Source organism: Collimonas rhizosphaerae, from assembly GCF_038896935.1.
GTDB lineage: Bacteria > Pseudomonadota > Gammaproteobacteria > Burkholderiales > Burkholderiaceae_D > Collimonas > Collimonas rhizosphaerae.
Window position 1 is genome coordinate 150,330 of the sequence record NZ_JBANDC010000003.1, and the last position, 19,119, is coordinate 169,448.

The 19,119-nt window shown below is 60.8% G+C and carries 18 protein-coding genes; 11 read left to right on the forward strand and 7 right to left on the reverse strand.

Going from position 1 to position 19,119, the window contains the following annotated elements; translation table 11 throughout:
- Positions 1-15: 15 nt before the first annotated feature.
- Both hpnE and V8G57_RS05195 read left to right on the forward strand, forming a co-directional pair.
- Entirely contained in the window at positions 16-1,365 is a 1,350-nt protein-coding gene (gene hpnE / locus V8G57_RS05190) for a hydroxysqualene dehydroxylase HpnE (protein ID WP_254784924.1), read from the forward strand.
- 115 nt (positions 1,366-1,480) lie between these two features.
- A complete protein-coding gene (locus tag V8G57_RS05195) occupies positions 1,481-2,611 on the forward strand; it encodes an L-lactate dehydrogenase (protein ID WP_144736762.1) in 1,131 nt (376 codons plus the stop codon).
- Between the two features lie 15 nt (positions 2,612-2,626).
- Here V8G57_RS05195 and V8G57_RS05200 read toward each other — a convergent pair whose 3' ends face one another.
- From V8G57_RS05200 to V8G57_RS05220, 5 genes are all read right to left on the reverse strand, one after another.
- A complete protein-coding gene (locus V8G57_RS05200; RefSeq protein ID WP_342828470.1) occupies positions 2,627-3,310 on the reverse strand; it encodes an ankyrin repeat domain-containing protein in 684 nt (227 codons plus the stop codon).
- Positions 3,303-4,097, reverse strand: coding sequence for a TatD family hydrolase (locus tag V8G57_RS05205; protein WP_092393980.1), 795 nt, complete (start codon positions 4,095-4,097; stop codon positions 3,303-3,305). The genes V8G57_RS05200 and V8G57_RS05205 overlap by 8 nt, the downstream gene beginning before the upstream one ends.
- 91 nt (positions 4,098-4,188) lie before the next feature.
- Entirely contained in the window at positions 4,189-4,923 is a 735-nt protein-coding gene (gene rph, locus V8G57_RS05210; RefSeq protein WP_092393983.1) for a ribonuclease PH, read from the reverse strand.
- 127 nt (positions 4,924-5,050) lie between these two features.
- Positions 5,051-5,965, reverse strand: a complete 915-nt coding sequence (locus V8G57_RS05215; RefSeq protein ID WP_092393986.1) for a PP2C family protein-serine/threonine phosphatase — start codon at positions 5,963-5,965, stop codon at positions 5,051-5,053.
- 68 nt (positions 5,966-6,033) lie between these two features.
- Positions 6,034-7,050 carry a serine/threonine protein kinase gene (locus V8G57_RS05220; protein WP_014006434.1) on the reverse strand — a complete coding sequence of 339 codons (1,017 nt, stop codon included), beginning with the start codon at positions 7,048-7,050 and terminating at the stop codon, positions 6,034-6,036.
- Between the two features lie 106 nt (positions 7,051-7,156).
- Between V8G57_RS05220 and V8G57_RS05225 the strand changes: the two genes are divergently transcribed.
- Positions 7,157-8,065, forward strand: a complete 909-nt coding sequence (locus V8G57_RS05225; protein ID WP_254784925.1) for a YicC/YloC family endoribonuclease — start codon at positions 7,157-7,159, stop codon at positions 8,063-8,065.
- A 168-nt stretch (positions 8,066-8,233) separates the two neighbouring features.
- Here the strand turns inward: V8G57_RS05225 and V8G57_RS05230 are convergent, their stop codons facing one another.
- Entirely contained in the window at positions 8,234-9,544 is a 1,311-nt protein-coding gene (locus V8G57_RS05230; protein WP_092393992.1) for a homoserine dehydrogenase, read from the reverse strand.
- Between the two features lie 91 nt (positions 9,545-9,635).
- Positions 9,636-10,865 carry a pyridoxal phosphate-dependent aminotransferase gene (locus V8G57_RS05235; protein ID WP_092393995.1) on the reverse strand — a complete coding sequence of 410 codons (1,230 nt, stop codon included), beginning with the start codon at positions 10,863-10,865 and terminating at the stop codon, positions 9,636-9,638.
- Between the two features lie 383 nt (positions 10,866-11,248).
- Between V8G57_RS05235 and V8G57_RS05240 the strand changes: the two genes are divergently transcribed.
- The 8 genes from V8G57_RS05240 (at position 11,249) to V8G57_RS05275 (ending at position 19,057) form a co-directional block, all read left to right on the forward strand.
- Positions 11,249-11,647, forward strand: coding sequence for an Mth938-like domain-containing protein (locus tag V8G57_RS05240; RefSeq protein WP_092393998.1), 399 nt, complete (start codon positions 11,249-11,251; stop codon positions 11,645-11,647).
- Entirely contained in the window at positions 11,640-13,391 is a 1,752-nt protein-coding gene (locus tag V8G57_RS05245) for a glycosyltransferase family 39 protein (RefSeq protein ID WP_342828473.1), read from the forward strand. The genes V8G57_RS05240 and V8G57_RS05245 overlap by 8 nt, the downstream gene beginning before the upstream one ends.
- A gap of 14 nt (positions 13,392-13,405) precedes the next feature.
- The gene (locus V8G57_RS05250) at positions 13,406-13,777 is read left to right on the forward strand and encodes an EamA family transporter (protein ID WP_092394004.1); all 372 of its coding nucleotides are present in this window, start codon (positions 13,406-13,408) and stop codon (positions 13,775-13,777) included.
- Positions 13,778-13,827: 50 nt separating this feature from the next.
- Positions 13,828-14,964, forward strand: coding sequence for a DegT/DnrJ/EryC1/StrS family aminotransferase (locus tag V8G57_RS05255; RefSeq protein WP_092394007.1), 1,137 nt, complete (start codon positions 13,828-13,830; stop codon positions 14,962-14,964).
- Positions 14,965-14,980: 16 nt separating this feature from the next.
- Positions 14,981-15,937 (forward strand): glycosyltransferase, encoded by a 957-nt coding sequence (locus tag V8G57_RS05260; RefSeq protein WP_092394331.1) that lies wholly within the window; start codon positions 14,981-14,983, stop codon positions 15,935-15,937.
- Positions 15,934-16,842, forward strand: a complete 909-nt coding sequence (locus V8G57_RS05265) for a formyltransferase (RefSeq protein WP_342828474.1) — start codon at positions 15,934-15,936, stop codon at positions 16,840-16,842. Before V8G57_RS05260 ends, V8G57_RS05265 begins: the two co-directional genes overlap by 4 nt.
- 124 nt (positions 16,843-16,966) lie before the next feature.
- The gene (locus tag V8G57_RS05270; RefSeq protein WP_144736785.1) at positions 16,967-18,022 is read left to right on the forward strand and encodes a bifunctional UDP-4-keto-pentose/UDP-xylose synthase; all 1,056 of its coding nucleotides are present in this window, start codon (positions 16,967-16,969) and stop codon (positions 18,020-18,022) included.
- Between the two features lie 87 nt (positions 18,023-18,109).
- The gene (locus tag V8G57_RS05275) at positions 18,110-19,057 is read left to right on the forward strand and encodes a polysaccharide deacetylase family protein (RefSeq protein ID WP_342828475.1); all 948 of its coding nucleotides are present in this window, start codon (positions 18,110-18,112) and stop codon (positions 19,055-19,057) included.
- The last annotated feature ends 62 nt before the right edge of the window (positions 19,058-19,119 follow it).

Below are 19,119 nucleotides of genomic sequence, written 5' to 3' on the forward strand. Positions count from 1 at the left end.
TGCGCTGACATGGCCATGGAAATGCAACAGGTCGCAGTGATCGGCGCCGGCTGGGCCGGTTGCAGCGCTGCCGTCGAACTGACCCAGGCCGGCCACCAGGTAACCTTGTTCGAAGCCAGCCGCCAGCTCGGCGGCCGGGCCCGCCGCGTCGACATCAACGAAACCATACTGGACAACGGCCAGCACATCCTGCTGGGCGCCTACAGCCAGACCCTGCAAATGATGCGCAAGGTCGGCATCGATCCGGCCAGCGTCATGCTGCGCCTGCCGCTGCAGATGTGTTACCCGGCCGATAGCGGCGGCATGACTTTTGTGGCGCCGCGTTTGCCGGCGCCCTTGCACCTGCTGGCGGCATTGCTGCGCGCCGACGGCCTCGAGCGCCAGGACAAGCTGGCGCTGGCGCGCTTTTCTTCAGCGGCGCGCTGGATGGGCTGGCAACTGCATGACGATTGCAGCGTCAGCACGCTGCTGGAACGGTTCGACCAGACCGAGCGCCTGATCCGGCTGATGTGGCGCCCGCTCTGCATCGCCGCGCTGAATACCCCGCCGGAGCAAGCCTCGGCGCAGGTTTTCCTGGCAGTGCTGCGCGACAGCCTGGGCGCCCGCAGGAGCGCCTCCGACATGCTGCTGCCGCGTACCGATCTGAGCAACCTGTTCCCGCAACAGGCGGCTGCCTTCATCGAGGAACGCGGCGGCAACGTTGAATCCGGCCACAGCATCAGGCAACTGCAGCGCCACGGCGAACGATGGCAGCTGCAAGGCAGCGAGGCAAGCATGGATTTCGACGCCGTGGTGATCGCCACGCCGCCCGAAACCGCGGCAACGCTGCTGGATGGCTGCGCAGATGCGGCGCTGCTGGCAACCTTGCGCGGTTTCGACTACGAGCCGATCACCACCTGCTACCTGCAGTACCCGGCCGCCACGCGCTTGCCGCGCCCGTTCTTCGCCTTGCTGGACGATCCGGGAAACGCCGGCGACAGCGCCGCCTGGGGCCAGTTCGTATTCGACCGCGGCCAGCTCGATGCGGCCCAGGCCGGTTTGCTGGCAGTCGTCATCAGTGCTTCGTCCGAGGCTATACAGGCCGGCCATGAGGCGCTGGCAAAAGCGGTCGCCGCACAGCTGGCCACAGCCTTCAGGCAGCCACAGCTGGCGTCGCCCGCCTGGACCCAGGTCATTTCAGAGAAGCGCGCCACATTCGCCTGCACCCCGGGCCTGGCGCGGCCAGCCAACGACACCGGCCTCGGCAAGCTGCTGCTGGCCGGCGACTATACCGCCAGCGATTATCCGGCGACGCTGGAATCGGCAGTGCGCAGCGGCAGGCTGGCGGCGCAGGCATTGCTGGCGCAGATACGCGAAGCCAGGTGAAAATGCTTCATGCCAGGCGTCAATTGAATTGCACCGTGCATGCATTGTTTTCATCTAAGATAGTGGCAACAGCGCGGCAACAGCGACACACAACAAAATCTAGCGGAGAGCCCCCATGCCTGTAATCACCTGCGTCGAAGACCTGCGCGTACTGGCCAAGAAACGCGTGCCAAAAGCGTTTTACGACTATGCCGACAGCGGCTCCTACACCGAATCCACCTATCGCGCCAACAGCAGCGACCTGGCCGCCCTGCACCTGCGCCAGCGGGTCGCCATCAACGTCGACCAGCGCTCTACCCGCAGCAGCATGATCGGTGAAGAAGTGACGATGCCGGTGGCGATTGCCCCTACCGGCTTGACCGGCATGCAATGGGCCAACGGTGAAATGCTGGGTGCCATCGCCGCCGAAAAATTCGGCATCCCGTTCACCCTGTCGACCATGAGCATCTGCTCCATCGAAGATGTCGCCAGCGTGACCACCAAGCCGTTCTGGTTCCAGCTGTATGTCATGCGCGACCGCGGTTTCATCAAATCCCTGATCGAACGCGCCAAGGCCGCCAAATGTTCCGCCCTGGTGCTGACGCTGGACCTGCAGATTCTCGGCCAACGCCACAAAGACTTGAAAAACGGCATGTCGGTGCCGCCGAAAATGACCCTGGCCAACCTGCTCGACCTCGCCACCAAGCCAGGCTGGGCCCTGCGCGCGCTAGGCGGCCGCAAATCTTTCGGCAACCTGGCAGGCCACGTCTCCGGCGCCGATGGCATCATGACCCTGAGCAAATGGACCGCCAGCCAGTTCGATCCGACCCTGAACTGGGACGATATCGCCTGGATCAAGGAACAATGGGGCGGCAAGCTGATCCTGAAGGGCATCCTCGACGTCGAGGACGCCAAGATCGCCGCCACCACCGGCGCCGACGCCATCGTCGTCAGCAACCACGGCGGCCGCCAGCTGGATGGCGCGGTATCGTCGATCTCGGCGCTGCCGGCGATCGTCGAGGCGGTGGGCGACCAGATCGAAGTCTGGTTCGACGGCGGTATCCGCAGCGGCCAGGATGTACTGAAAGCGGTCGCCCTCGGCGCCAAAGGCACCATGATCGGCCGCGCCTTCCTGTATAGCCTGGGAGCGATGGGAGAAGCCGGCGTCACCAGGATGCTGCAGATATTGCAGCAGGAACTGGATGTCAGCATGGCGCTGACCGGCACTAAAGATATCAAGGATGCGGGCCCCCACATCCTTACTTGATTAATTAATCAAGGATTACAGCTTGCCGGCTTTCTTGAGGCGGCTGGTCAAGCCGTCGGCGATCTCGTCGTGGTCGAATTTCCTGGCCAGGTCGATGGCGGTCATGCCGAGATCGTTTTTCAGGGTGACGTCGGCGCCGCTATCTAGCAGCAGCTTGACGGTCTCGATCTTGCCGCCGCGCGCAGCCATCATGATCGGCGTCGTATTGTTGGGCGAGCCGGCGTCGATGTAGGCGGATGCGTCCAGCAGCATCTGCACGATTTCATTATTGCCGATCGCCGCCGCATAATGCAGCGCGGTCCAGCCGGTATTGTTGGGCTCGGCTTCCTTGTCCAGCAAAGCCTTCACCGCCGCCACATCACCTTTGTAGGAGGCCACCATCAACGCCGTGTCGCCGTTGCGTGTGCGCAGGTTGAGATCGATGTCTTTTGCATTGAGCAAAAGCGCGAAGACCTTCTTCGAATCTTCGTGCAAGGCCAATATCAGGCCGGTATCGCCGCGCTGTTTCTCCGCCAGGTTCGGGCTGACGCCCGCAGCCAGCAATTTCTTCATGCCGCGTTCGTCGTCCAGCCTGACCGCCTTGACATAGTCGTCGAGGTTGCTGGCCTGGCTCAATGACGGCAGGCAGCTCAGCGCCAGCAGCAGCAACATTGCCGAAAACCGCGAACCGCCGCTCCAGCGGCCAGATAAGTTAAGCATGCGCCTGATCCTTTGCCAGTTTGAACAAATTGAAAAAATTGTCGGTAGTCTGCTGCGCCACTTCGCTTGCCGGCACGCCTTTGAGATTCGCCAGGAACTCGCCGACATGCATGACCCAGCCCGGCTCGTTCATCTTGCCGCGATGCGGCACCGGCGCCAGGTAGGGCGAATCGGTTTCGATCAGGGTGCTGCTCAGCGGCACTGCCAGCGCCACCGCCTGCAATTCCTTGGCGCTCTTGAAGGTGACGATGCCGGAAAACGAAATGTAAAAACCCATCGCCATCGCCGCTTCGGCCACTTCCAGCGACTCGGTAAAACAGTGCATGACGCCGCCGGCGCCGCCGGCATCGGTGCCGGCGCCCTCTTCCTGCATGATGCGGATGGTGTCGGCGGAAGCGGCGCGGGTATGGATGATCAGCGGCTTGCCGGTCGCGCGCGAAGCCCGGATGTGGCGGCGGAAACGCTCGCGCTGCCATTCCAGGTCGCCCTGCAGGCGGTAATAGTCGAGCCCCGTTTCACCGATGGCGATGATTTTCGGATGGTCGGAAAGGCGGATCAGGTCGTCGACGCTGGGTTCCGGCGTATCTTCATAATCGGGATGCACGCCGACCGAGGCATAGATGTGCGGATAGGTCTCGGCCAGCTCCAGCACCTGCGGAAAATCGGGCAGGTCAACCGATACGCATAACGCATGGGTCACCTGGTTTTGCGCCATCTTGGCGAGCACTTCCGGCATCCTGGCGGACAGCTCCGGAAAATTGATATGGCAGTGGGAATCGATATACATAGGCAGGATTATATCGCTTGCGCGCGCGCATCATCGGCGATCTGCGCGCGCAGCCGATATTCAGCCTCGCGGTTTTGCCGGCGGAGGGACCTCAGTCGGCCAGGCCCAAAGCCTGTTTTTGCAGCTGGATCAGTTCGCCGATGCCGCCTTGCGCCAGGTCCAGCAAGCTGTTCAGCGTAGGACGGTCGAAGGCGACGCCTTCCGCGGTGCCCTGCACTTCGATGAAATGGCCGGTGTCGGTCATCACTACGTTCATGTCGGTGTCGCAGCCGGAATCTTCGACATAATCGAGGTCCAGCACCGGCGTGCCCTGGTAGACGCCGACCGAAATCGCCGCCACGAAATGTTTCAAGGGAATCGCGGCGATCGCCTTGTTCTCCAGCAGCCGGGCAAAGGCATCGTAAGCCGCCACCATGGCGCCGGTGATCGATGCGGTGCGGGTGCCGCCGTCGGCCTGGATCACGTCGCAGTCAAGATGCAAGGTGCGCTCGCCGAAAGCCTCCAGGTCAAACGCTGCGCGCAGCGAACGGCCGATCAGGCGCTGGATTTCCTGGGTGCGGCCGGATTGCTTGCCGCGCGCCGCCTCGCGGTCCATGCGGGTATTGGTGGAGCGCGGCAGCATGCCGTATTCGGCGGTCAGCCAGCCTTGTCCCTTGCCCTTCAGGAAACCGGGGACTTTTTCTTCCAGGCTGGCAGTGCAGATGACCTTGGTGTCGCCGAACTCGACCAGCACCGAACCCTCGGCGTGCTTGGTGTAGTTGCGGGTCAGGCGCACGCTGCGCAAGGCATCGGCGGCGCGGCCGCTAGGACGGGTAATGGTGGACATAATCAACTCATTTCTCAAATTTAATCGTTTATCTGACCAGTTGAGGACAGAGCCGCACGGGGAGTGTAATTCGCCGCGCTACGGTGGCTCTTAAACCCTACCCGGGCAGCTCTGTCCCGCAATAAAATCAAATATTTTTCTCAATCGCGCCGCGGATTTCCGCGATCGCCTGTTCGATGTCGGCATCGCTGAAGCCGTCCGGGGTATCTGTCGCGCCAAGCCGCGGCGCCTGGATGGTGGTGGTCAGGCTGCCGATCGGCAGCGTGTGGGTGACGATCGAACTGGCCGGATCGTCGATGTTCGGGTCGGCGCCCCAGGCCATTGCCAAAGCAGTAATATTATCGCTGGTTTTGCCGGCAATCCCAAGCGCATTGTTCACCAGTTCCGGCACCGCCCGCACGATGGTGCTGGTCTGCAGCCGTTGCGCCAGCACGTGGTCAGGCAGCATCGACCACAGGCCGTCGGAGCACAGCAGCATGACGTCGCCCGCCTGCAGGCTGACGCGGCGCGACAGTTCGACGATCGGCATGTTGGTCGCGCCCAGGCAGTTGAACAGCTTGTTGCGGTCCGGGTGGGTGGCGCGCTCCGAAGGATCGGCCTTGCCTTGCGCAATCAGGCTCTCGATGCGTGAATGGTCGCGGGTGCGCGCCAGAATCTGGCCGTTGCGCATCCAGTACAGCCGCGAATCGCCGCAATGCGCCCAGAACGCGCTGTTGTGCTGGATCAGGCAGGCCACCACCGTGGTGCGCGGGGTTTCCGACAGCTTGTGCACTTCCCGGTAGCGGTGGATTTCCATATGGGCGGCATAGAAGGCGTCTTCCAGGAAACGCTCCGGCTTCTTGATATACGGCTGGGCATTCTTCTGGAACAGCGAGCCGATGGTCTGCATCGCGATGCTGGCGGCGATCTCGCCGTGCAGGTGGCCGCCCATGCCGTCGGTCAGCAGCAGCAGCAAGGCGTCACGCGTGAAACTGTAGCCCATCCGGTCCTGGTTGACTTTGCGGCCGCCGATATGGCTTTCTTGATAAACTGAAAATCGCATGACTATGTCTGGTTCTTGCTAAAAATACAGCGAATGCTGGGGCAATGAAGCGGCGTTTTTTTACTTGTTTACTGCGTATTTTCCTGGATGGTCGTATCCGGGTTGCTCTCGGCCTTGCGGCGGAACTGGATATGCGTGAAGAACACGTTGCGTATCTTGCGCGTGACCATGTCGCGCACGCTGACCTCCTCTTCCTGCACCGGCTCCATCAAGGCGCGCTGCACCGCGAACACGCTTTGCGGCCGCTGCAGCGGGTCGATCATCAGGCACCAGCGCACCACCTGGATCAGCTCCGGCGAATACAGCCCCTCCAGCTTGCGGAAGTGGCCTTCCATCTTGTCGTTGACCTTGCGCTGGTCCACCGGCTGCGGCGGCGCGCCGACCATGCAGGCGAAAATCGAGGCGCCGATGCTGTAGATGTCGGTCCACGGCCCCAGGTTGCCATTCCGCTCATACAATTCGGCCGGGGCAAAACCCGGCGTATACATCGGATACAGCTTGGGCGAGTCGGAGCGCAGGGTCTGGCGGGCGGCGCCGAAGTCCAGCAGGATCGGCGTGCCGTCGGCGCGCAGGTAGATATTCGCCGGCTTCAAGTCCAGGTGCAGCAACTTGTGGGTATGCACTTCGCGCAAGCCGTTCATCACGTGGCGGAACATCTTGCGGATGAATTTTTCCGACACCAGCGGTTTCTCCCCCTTGTCGCGGCGGCGCAGGATGTGTTCCTGCAGCGAGCGCCCCGATTCGTAGGCCATCACCATGTACACGGTTTCATTGGCGCGGAAGAAATTGATCACGCTCACCACGTTCGGATGGGCGATGCGCGCCAGCGCGCGGCCCTCCTCGAAGAAGCATTTGAGGCCGATGCGGAAGGTCGGCAGGTTTTCCGGCGAGATGGCCGGCGCCAGTTCTCCCCATTGGCGTAAAGCCAACGAACTCGGCAGATATTCCTTGATGGCGACTGCGTTGCCATCCTCGTCGTATGCCAGATAGACAATACTGAACCCGCCAGAAGCAATCTTCTTTACAATGCGGTATCCAGCAATTTTTAGCCCGTCAGGCAATGGTGCATTGTTTTGCGCGGCCATGCGATCCTACCTTAATCAATGCTTAGTCAATGGTGTAAGGATTGTCTTGATAAATCGCTGAATTGTAAAGAAAAACCCTTGCAAACCAGAAACAAAGGACAGCATTTTGACTATCTGTAGCATGACAGGTTACGCCGTCAACAATCGCGAGACGGCAGCGGGCACGATTACCATCGAAATCAAGAGCGTCAATTCGCGCTTCCTCGACTTGCAATTTCGCATCAACGACGATCTGCGCTCGCTCGAACCGGCGCTGCGCGAGGCTATCATCGGCCGCGTTGCGCGCGGCAAGGTTGAATGCCGTCTGAGTTTCGGGCGCAAGACCGCGTCCGGCGCATCGCAGGCGCTGAACACCGCGCTGCTGGCCTCCCTGGCAGACCTGCAAAGCGCCGTGCGCCAGCAATTCATCGAAGCGGCGCCGCTCACCGTCAACGAACTGCTGCGCTGGCCGGGCGTGATCGAGGAAGCGGTGATCAGCCAGGACACGCTGCAAGCCGACATCCAGGCCGCCATGGGCGCCACGCTGGAAGCGTTTGTCGATTCGCGCGCCCGCGAAGGCGCTGCGCTGCAGGCCACCCTGATTTCCCGCATCGACGCCATGGAAGCCATCGTGCAAAGGATCACGCCGCTGGTGCCGCAGGTAGTGGCGCAGTTCCAGCAAAAAGCCATAGAGCGCATGCAGGAAGCGCTCGGCCTGGCGCAACAGGACGCCGGCAACTCCAGCCTGTCGCGCGAAGAAGCGCTGGACCGGATCCGCCAGGAAGTCACGCTGTACGGCATCCGCATCGATATCGCGGAAGAGCTGTCCAGGCTGGCGGCGCACCTGAGCGAAACCCGCCATATCCTGAAAAAAGGCGGCCAGGTCGGCAAGCGCCTCGATTTCATGATGCAGGAACTCAATCGCGAAGCCAACACCGTTGGTTCAAAGGCAGCGATCAAGGAACTCGCCGACGCCTCCATGGAACTGAAGCTGCTCATCGACCAGATGCGCGAGCAGGTGCAGAACCTCGAATGACAGCTGGGTCGCCAGCGCCCGGTCCTGCAGGCGGCGGCAATTACCATTAATACAAAATCTGCCGCCCCGCCCTGCGGCAGATGAAAAAAAACGCAGCAGATTATTCATCTGCTGCGTTTTTTTACGTTGACGCTGGAAGCGCCAATCATCTTCCATCAAGACAGGCGCTTAACCCAATTCTTCCAGGCGGATCTTGGTGACGCTGCCGACCACGGTCGCCAAGGCTTCGATCTTGGCAATCGCCGCTTCGACATTCTTTTCCTGGGTCTGGTGCGTCAGCATGATGATGTCGGTGCGGGTCTCGCCTGCCGCCGGTTCTTTCTGCAGCATGGCGTCGATCGAAATCGACGAATCGGCCAGGATCCGCGTAACATCGGCCAGCACGCCCGGCTGGTCGGCCACATGCATGCGCAGGTAATAGCTGGTGGTGATTTCCGTCATCGGCAGGATCGGCGTATCGGCCATGGCGTTCGGCTGGAACGCCAGGTGCGGCACGCGATGCTCGGGATCGGCGGTCGCCAGGCGCGTGATGTCGACCAGGTCGGCGATCACGGCCGAAGCGGTAGGCTCGGCGCCGGCGCCCTTGCCGTAATACAGCGTATCGCCAACCGCATCGCCGCGCACCAGCACCGCATTCATGGCGCCTTCGACATTGGCGATCAGGCGCTTGCTCGGGATCAGGGTCGGATGCACGCGCAGCTCGATGCCGCCGGCGGTGCGCTTGGTGATGCCAAGCAGCTTGATGCGATAGCCGAGCTGCTCGGCATAGCGGATATCGGTCGCCTGCAGCTTGGTGATGCCTTCCACATGCGCCTTGCTGAACTGCACCGGGATGCCGAATGCGATCGAAGCCATGATGGTCAGCTTGTGGGCGGCGTCCACGCCCTCGATATCGAAAGTCGGATCGGCTTCGGCGTAACCCAGGCGCTGCGCTTCTTTCAGCACGACGTCAAAATCGAGGCCCTTGTCGCGCATTTCGGACAGGATGAAGTTGGTGGTGCCGTTGATGATGCCGGCGATCCATTGGATGCTGTTGGCGGTCAAACCTTCGCGCAAAGCTTTGATGATAGGAATGCCGCCGGCCACCGCCGCTTCAAACGCGACGATCACACCCTTTTCCTGGGCCGCCTTGAAAATTTCATCGCCATGCGTTGCGATCAGCGCCTTGTTGGCGGTCACCACATGCTTGCCGTTGGCAATCGCCTGCAGCACCAGGTCCTTGGCGATGCCGTAGCCGCCGATCAGCTCGATGACGATATCGATATCGGGATTGTTGACCACCAGCCTGGCGTCGTTGACCACGGCCACTTCGCCATTGGTCAGCTGCCTGGCGCGTTCGACATCGAGATCGGCCACCATCGTAATTTCGATAGCTCTCCCTGCGCGCGCTGCAATCTCTCGCTGGTTGCGCTTCAATACGTTGAACGTGCCGGAACCGACCGTACCTATGCCAAGCAAACCTACCTTGATGGATTTCATGATCTCTGCTGTCTGTAAAAAAATCTGCTGATGCCGGGCCGGCTGCCAAGCCAGTCCGGCGGGTTCAATAAAAATTCTGCCTCAAGCCGCGTCAAGCCTTGCCGTGGCGCCGGCGATAACCTTCGAGGAAGCTGGCGATGCGCCCCATGGAATCGGCCAGGTCGTCGGTGTTCGGCAGGAACACCACGCGGAAATGGTCTGGCGTCGGGCAGTTGAAGCCGGTTCCCTGGACAATCAGCACGCGCTGCTCGGCCAGCAATTCGTAGGCGAAATCCTGGTCGTCGCTGATCGGGTACATCTTCGGATCGAGGCGCGGGAACATGTATAGCGCAGCCTTCGGCTTGACGCAGGTGACGCCCGGGATATCGGTCAGCAATTTATACGCCATGTCGCGCTGGCGCGTCAGGCGGCCGCCCGGCCCGACCAGGTCGTTGATGCTCTGGTAGCCGCCCAGCGCGGTCTGGATCGCATACTGGCCAGGCGCGTTGGCGCACAGGCGCATCGACGCCAGCATGTTCAAGCCCTCGATATAGCCTTTGGCATGTTTTTTCTCGCCCGACACCACCATCCAGCCGGCGCGGTAGCCACAGGAACGATAGTTTTTCGACAAACCGTTGAATGTGATGAACAGCACGTCGTCGGCCAGCGCCGCCAGCGAAGTATGGGTCTCGCCGTCGTACAGCACCTTGTCGTAGATCTCGTCGGCAAAAATGATCAGCTGGTGCTGGCGCGCCAGGTCGACGATCTGCTGCAGCAGCTCCACCGGGTAAAGGGCGCCGGTCGGATTGTTCGGGTTGATGACGACGATCGCGCGGGTATTGCTGTTGATTTTCTTCTTGATGTCTTCGATATCCGGGAACCAGCCGGCCTGCTCGTCGCAGATGTAATGGCGCGGGGTGCCGCCGGACAGGCTGACCGCCGCGGTCCAGAGCGGATAGTCGGGCGCCGGCACCAGGACTTCGTCACCGGTGTTGAGCAAGGCGTTCATGCTCATCACGATCAGTTCCGAGGCGCCGTTGCCCAGGTAGATATCGTCGATCGTGACGCCCTGGATCTTTTTTTGCTGGCAATAATGCATCACCGACTTGCGCGGTGCGAACATGCCCTTGGAATCGGTATAGCCGGAAGCGTTGCCCATGTTGAGGATCATGTCCTGCACGATTTCATCGGGCGGCTCAAAACCGAACACGGCCAGGTTGCCGATGTTCAGCTTGATGATCTTGTGGCCCTCTTCTTCCATTTGCCGCGCTTTTTCCAGCACGGGGCCGCGGATGTCGTAACAGACATCGTCCAGTTTTTTCGATTTTTGAATCGGTCGCACAGCGCAATCCCTTGTATTTTACGCAACATTATCCAGCGTTAAAAAGCTGTCTGGAAAATTGGGTTATGGTCACACACGGGTCAGTGCGCCGCACAAATGCTTGCGACAACCCCTTGTGAGGGCGCTCCAGGGCTCGACACCCCCGCATTTCACGACTTTTCAGACAGCTTTTCGGCAGTGCACAATTCACCGCCCGAACCACCCATTCTGCCGAAAGCGTGAGGTTTTATCAATCAATACCGCAAGTTCCTGGACGGAAAACGCTACAATGCAGCACTTTATTTTCCATTTTCCGGGAATTTGCACATCGTCTGCGGTCTATCCTTTGGTTCAGCTAAGTATTCGTGGATAGGATCAACCCCTCAACGTGTAAAGATAATGCAATGAAGCTACATACCACCCCGACCCAACAGTACCAGACAGTCACGGCCTACGACGACAAGGGCGTGGAAATCAACGCCGTCCGCTATGAACATAGCCTGCTGGTGCTGCCGGAAGCTGCGCCGGTGCCATGGCCGGTGAGCGGCTTCGACGCCCTCCATGCCGAACATTTCGCGCATATAGACAGCACCCGGCCCGATGTCGTGATCCTCGGCACCGGCGCGCGCCAGCGCTTTGTCCATCCGAAGCTGACCAGCGTGCTGACCGCGCGCCGCATCGGCGTCGAATGCATGGATAACAAGGCCGCCTGCCGCACCTACAACATCCTGATGGCCGAGGGACGCAAAGTCGCCCTGGCCCTGATTTTCAATACCGACGAGGAAACCGCCCAAGATGCGTGAACTGCATAAATCAAAAACTTTCGCCTGGCTGTTGTTCCTGCTGTTCTGCATCATCTGGTTTTACATGCTCGGCGCGCGCACGCTGGTGCCCACCGATGAAGGCCGCTACGCCGAAATGGCGCGCGAAATGGTCGCCACCGGCGACTGGATCACCCTGCGCCTGAACGGCCTCAAGTACTTCGAGAAACCCCCGCTGCAAACCTGGATGAACGCCCTCACCTTCGAGCTGTTCGGCCTGGGCGAATGGCAAGCGCGCTTGTGGACCGGCTTGTGCGGTTTGCTGGGCGTGGTATTGGTTGCGTTCACCGGCACCCGCATGTTCTCGGCCCGCATCGGCTTCTACGCAGCGCTGGTGCTCGGCTCCAGCTTCCTGTGGGCCGGCCTCGGCCACATCAATACGCTGGACATGGGCTTGTCCGGCATGATGACGATTTCCCTGTGCGCCCTGCTGCTGGCGCAGCGCAGCGACATCAGCCATGGCGAGCAGCGCAACTGGATGCTGCTGTGCTGGGCAGGCATGGCGCTGGCGGTATTGTCGAAGGGCTTGATCGGGCTGGTCTTGCCCGGCGCGGTGCTGATCCTGTATACGCTGTTCTCGCGCGACTGGTCGATCTGGAAACGCCTGCACCTGGTATTGGGCCTGATCCTGTTCTTCCTTATCACCACGCCATGGTTTGTCCTGATCTCGCTGAAGAATCCCGAATTCCCGCAATTCTTCTTCATCCACGAGCAATTCCAGCGCTTCACCAGCAAGATCCACAACCGCTACGGCCCGCCTTATTACTTCGTTCCAATCCTGGTATTGGGTATCGTGCCTTGGCTGGGCGTCCTGTTCCAGAGCCTGTGGAACGGTGCGCGCGAACAGAATGCGGCGTCAGGCTTCCAGCCGAAAAAGATGCTGCTGATCTGGAGCGTGTTCATTTTCGCGTTCTTCAGCATTTCCGATTCCAAGCTGCCGTCGTACATCCTGCCGATCTTCCCGGCGCTGGCGCTGCTGATCGCCTGCCACCTGGATAACGCCAGCAACAAGTCGGTGCAGGCTTCGGCGCTGTTGCTGCTGGCGCCGGCCGTGATCGGCCTGGCCCTGTCGCACAAGATCCCGAACCTGGCCAAGGATGCTTACAGCCTGCCCTTGATGCAAGCCCACGTGCCTTGGGTGTTCGCCGCATCGGCAGTCGGTTTCGCGGGCGCCGTCGCTGCCCTGCTGCTGGTGCGCCGGCAGCGCGAATGGGCCATCGTCGCCCTCGCCGCCAGCGGCTTCATCGGCGGCCAGCTGCTGATGTACGGCCACGATCCGCAAGGACGCTACTCGGCCGGGATCGACCTGGTGCCGGCCATCAATGCCGAAATGACGCCGCAAACCACGCTGTACGTGGTCGGCAAATACGAGCAGGCGCTGCCGTTCTACCTGCGCCGCACCATGACCATGGTGCAGCACATGGATGAGCTGGAATTCGGCATCGGCCAGCAGCCGCAGCTATGGATTCCGACCATCGATGCATTTGTCGTCAAATGGACGGCCGATCACGCTGCCGGCAAGAAGGACATTGCCATCATCCGCCCGGAAAACTATCGCGAACTGGAACAGCGCGGCCTGCCGATGCGGGTCATCGGCCAGGATCCGCGCCGGGTAGTGGTGACCAACCAGGGAATTGCTGCCGCCGCGCCCGCGGCGCCAGCCGCTGCTGCGAGCGAGGCGGCACCGGCTGCTTCGGCTGCGGCATCCACAGCAACTGCACCGTAACCCGCCGCATATATATGAACATCACCACTTTTGCCTTCATCCTCGGCGGCGTCTGCCTTAACGCCGTCGCGCAGCTGCTGCTGAAAGCCGGCACCAATGCAGTCGGCGTGATCCACCTGACGCCGCAGAACTGGCTTGCCACCGGCATCAAGCTGGCGACCCAGCTGCCGATCCTGGGCGGCCTGGCTTGTTATGTCATCTCGGTAGGGGTCTGGATCATCGGCTTGTCGCGGGTCGACGTCACGATTGCCTATCCGATGCTGTCGATGGGCTATATCATCAGCGCCGTCGGCGCCTGGTACTTCCTGGGAGAAGCGGTTTCGATGCAGCGCCTGCTGGCAATCGGCATCATCATCGTCGGCGTGGTATTGCTGACACGCAGCTAGTCAATGCATCGCGACTTTCCGTCAAACTTACATCGGATATCAAAACCAATATGAGCCAACAACCTTTCCTGCCGTTTGCCAAACCCACCATCGACGAAGCCACGATCGCAGCGGTCGGCGACGTCTTGCGCTCCGGCTGGATTACCAGCGGCCCCAAGGTGCAGGCATTCGAAGCGCAATTGTCGGAATATTTCGGCGGCCGGCCGGTGCGCACGTTCAATTCCGGCACCTGCACCATGGAAATCGCCTTGCGCATCGCCGGCATCGGCGCCGGCGATGAAGTCATCACCACGCCGATTTCCTGGGTCGCCACCGCCAACGTGATCATCGAAACCGGCGCCACGCCGGTGTTCGCCGACATCGATCCGGTCACCCGCAATATCGACCTGGCCCAGGTCGAAGCCGCCATCACGCCGCGCACCAAGGCCATCATCCCGGTCTACCTGTCGGGCCTGCCGGTCGACATGGACCGCCTCTACGCGCTGGCTAAAAAACATGGCTTGCGCGTGGTGGAAGACGCCGCCCAAGCCTTGGGCTCGACCTGGAACGGCCAGCGCATCGGCTCTTTCGGAGATTTTGCCTCGTTCAGCTTCCAGGCCAACAAGAACATCACTTCGTCGGAAGGCGGCTGCCTGGTGCTGAACAATGCCGAGGAAGCGCGCCTGGCGGAAAAATACCGCCTGCAAGGCGTAACCCGCAGCGGCTTCGACGGCCTCGATGTCGACGTCCTCGGCGGCAAATTCAACATGACCGACGTCGCCGCCGCCATCGGCCTCGGCCAGTTTGCCCATATCGAAGCGATCACCGCCCACCGGCGCGAACTGGCGCAGCATTATTTTGCCTGCTTCGGCAGCGATTTCGAGGCGAAACACGGCGCCCAGCTGCCGGTCGCCGACTTCGCCAACAGCAACTGGCACATGTTCCAGCTGGTGCTGCCGGAACGCCAGGACGGCAAACCGGCGCGCGCTGCCTTCATGGAACAGATGCAGGAACGCGGCATCGGCATCGGCTACCACTACCCGGCGATCCACCTGCTCAGCATGTATCGCGCACGCGGCTTCAAGGAAGGCATGTTCCCGGTCGCCGAAAAGGTCGGGCGCCTGATCGTCTCGCTGCCGATGTTCAATGCCATGACGAAGAACGATGTCGAACGTGCAGTGTCCGCGGTAAAATCCGTGCTTCAATAAATTGAACGATCGCTTGATGAAACCAGAACTTTCCGTCGTCATCCCGGTATATAACGAGGAATCGGGCCTTCCCAAACTGTTCGAGCGCCTCTATCCGGCGCTCGACGCACTCGGCATCAGCTATGAAATCCTGTACGTCAACGACGGCAGCCGCGACAAGTCGGCGGCCGTCCTGGCGGAACAGTTCCGCTTGCGTCCCGACGTTACCCGCGTAGTCCTGTTCAACGGCAATTTCGGCCAGCACATGGCGATACTGGCCGGTTTTGAAGCGACCCGCGGCGACATCGTCGTCACGCTCGACGCCGACCTGCAGAACCCGCCGGAAGAAATCGGCAACCTGGTCGCCAAGATGCGCGAGGGCTACGACTACGTCGGCTCGATCCGCCGCAAGCGCCAGGATTCGGCCTGGCGCACGATCGCCTCCAAGGCCATGAACCTGCTGCGCGAAAGGATCACCGGCATCAGGATGACCGACCAGGGCAACATGCTGCGCGCCTATGGCCGCAACGTGGTCGACCTGATCAACCAGTGCCAGGAGGTCAACACCTTCGTACCGGCGCTGGCATATACGTTTGCCCGCAAAGAGACTGAAATCGTGGTCGAGCATGAAGAACGCTCGGCCGGCGAATCGAAATACTCCCTGTATAGCCTGATCCGCCTGAATTTCGACCTGGTGACCGGCTTTTCGATCATGCCTTTGCAGCTGTTCTCGCTGATAGGCATCGTGCTTTCCTTCGCTTCCGCGGCACTGTTCTTCATCCTGGTCGCGCGCCGTTTCCTGTTCGGCGCTGAAGTACAGGGTGTGTTCACCCTGTTCGCGTTTGCCTTCTTCCTGATGGGCATGATCCTGTTCGGCATCGGCCTGGTCGGCGAATACGTCGGCCGGATCTACCAGCAAGTGCGGGCGCGGCCGCGGTATGTAGTGCAAGCCATGCTGGAACAGTCGTCGACGGACGACAAGCAGGCGTCATGAAAGCCGTCGTCTTTGCCTATCACAACGTTGGCGTGCGCTGCCTGAAAGTCCTGCTGGCGCGCGGCGTCGACATTGCTCTGGTGGTTACCCACGAAGACAATCCGCAGGAAACCATCTGGTTCGAATCGGTATCGTCGCTGTGCCGCCAGCACGGCATTGCCAGCATCGCTCCGAACGATCCCGCCGCGCCTGAGCTGCTGGCCCAGGTCGCGGCCCTGCAGCCGGATTTCATCTTCAGTTTCTATTACCGCCACATGCTGCCAGCCACCCTGCTGGCGCTGGCAAGACACGGCGCTTACAACATGCACGGTTCGCTGCTGCCGAAATACCGCGGCCGGGTGCCGATCAACTGGGCGGTGCTGCACGGCGAAACCGAAACCGGCGCCACCCTGCACGAAATGGCGGCCAAGCCGGACGCCGGCGCCATCGTGGCGCAAACCTCGGTGCCTATCCTTCCCGACGATACCGCTTACGAAGTATTTGGCAAGGTCGTGGTTGCCGCCGAGCAGACGCTGTGGCGGGTGTTGCCGGCCATGCTGGCAGGCAACATTCCCCGGTTGCCGAACAACCTGGCGCAAGGCAGCTATTTCGGCGGACGCAAGCCTGAGGACGGCAAAATCGACTGGAACCGGCCGGCGCAAGAAGTCTACAACCTGTACCGCGCAGTGGCGCCGCCTTACCCTGGCGCCTGGACTATTGTCAAAGAGCGCACGTTTATCGTCGGAAAAGCCTGTTTATCGGCCAAACTGATGGAAAACCTGCCGGCAAATTTGCCTCGGGGCTTGGCGGTAGTGGATAATCGCATTGTTGGCGTCTGCGGCGATGGCCGCACGCTGTTGATTAACGAATTGCTGGCGGACGGCCAAACCGTGACGCCAGAAGCCTTAAAGAACATCCTTTTATAAAACCGGCTGCTTTCGCAGGCGGGGCGGTTTCGGTGTCAGTTTGTCTACCGCGCCCTGCCCGGCAAGAACTGCAGCGCTTGAAATTCCGTTTTGCGGAATGCCAATCCAACAACAATAGATCACTATGAAAAAAGTCCTCATCCTCGGCGTCAACGGTTTCATCGGCCACCACCTGTCCAAGCGGATCCTGGAAACCACCGACTGGCACGTCTACGGCATGGACATGATGACCGACCGTATCCGCGACCTGCTGGACAACGAAGCTTACAAGTCGCGCATGCACTTCTTCGAGGGCGACATCACCATTAATAAGGAATGGGTCGAATACCACGTCAAGAAATGCGACGTGATCCTGCCGCTGGTAGCGATCGCCACGCCATCGACTTACGTCAAGCAGCCGCTGCGCGTATTCGAACTGGACTTCGAAGCCAACCTGCCTATCGTGCGTTCCGCCGCCAAGTACGGCAAGCACCTGGTGTTCCCGTCGACTTCCGAAGTGTATGGCATGTGCCACGATGAAGAATTCGACCCGGAGCAATCCGAGCTGATCTGCGGCCCGATCAACAAGCCGCGCTGGATCTACTCTTGCGCCAAGCAACTGATGGACCGCGTGATCTGGGGCTACGGCATGGAAGAAGGCTTGAACTTCACCCTGTTCCGTCCGTTCAACTGGATCGGCGCCGGCCTCGACTCGATCCATACGCCGAAAGAAGGCAGCTCGCGCGTGGTGACCCAGTTCTTCGGCCATATCGTGCGCGGCGAGAATATCTCGCTGGTCGACGGCGGCCAGCAGAAACGTGCGTTCACCTACATCGACGACGGCATCGACGCGCTGATCAAGATCATCGCCAACAAGGACGGCGTCGCCAGCGGCAAGATCTACAACATCGGCAATCCGGTCAACAACTACTCGATCCGCGACCTGGCCGACATGATGCTCAAGCTGGCTGCGGAATATCCTGAGTACGCCGATTCGGCGAAGAAGGTCAAGCTGGTCGAGACCACTTCCGCCGCTTACTACGGCAAGGGTTACCAGGACGTGCAGAACCGCGTGCCGAAGATCACCAACACCTGCGACGAACTAAACTGGAAGCCGACCACCACCATGGCCGACACCCTGCGCAACATTTTTGATGCGTACCGCGGCCAGGTAGCCGAAGCACGCGCCTTGATGGACTAAGACCCACGTTGCCGCCCGTGCAAGCCACGACGCTGTTTCGTGTGTTTCGCGGGCGCTGTTTTTCCTATTACTGCCAGACCAGACAACTTGCCCCTCCTCACCTTAAAAATCGACGCCGACACCTATCGCGGCACTCGTGAAGGAGTACCGAACCTGGTGCGCCTGCTGAGCAAATACCAGGCCCGCGCCACTTTCCTGTTCTCGCTCGGGCACGACCATACCGGCTGGGCCTTGAAGCAAGTGTTCCGGCCCGGCTTCTTCCAGAAAGTATCGCGCACCTCGGTGGTCGAACATTACGGCCTCAAGACCCTGATGTACGGCGTGCTGCTGCCTGCGCCGGATATCGGCAAGACGTGCGCGAGCTACATGCAGGCAGTGCGCGACGCCGGCTTCGAATGCGGCGTCCACACCTGGGATCACCGCGTGTGGCAAGACCATGTGCGGCAGCGCGGCGCCGAGTGGACCGCTCTGCAGATGCAGCGCTCGTTCGACCGCTTCACCCGGATTTTCGGCCAGGCGCCCAAGACCCACGGCGCCGCCGGCTGGCAAATGAATCCCCATGCCTTCGAGCAGCTGGAAAAATTCGGCATCGCTTATGCCTCCGATGGCCGCGCCATGCTGGCCGATGACGGCGCCCTGGCCGACCAGGCCGCCGGCCCGCATCGCTTGCAGGTCAACGGCAAGACACTGGCATGCATACAGCTGCCGACTACCCTGCCGACGCTGGATGAACTGCTGGGCAGGAGCTTCGGCGGCGTTGAACTGACGCCGGCGAATATCGCCGCCCATATCCTTGCCCTGACAGCCTCGCCGCGCGATCATGTATTTACTCTGCATGCAGAGCTTGAAGGGCAAAAACTCGCCCCCATATTCGAGCAGTTGCTGCAGGGTTGGAAGGCGCAGGGCTATGATCTGGTCGCGATGGAAGACTATCATCGACACGTCAAAGACCGGCAATTACCCACGGTCCCTCTTGCATGGGCGGAATTGCCTGGACGATCGGGCGAGATGATCATGCAGGCAAGCAGCAGCTGATCAGCGTGTACAGCAGGACCCTGATTGGCGACCGATTCATCATCATCTAATGAACAGGACAA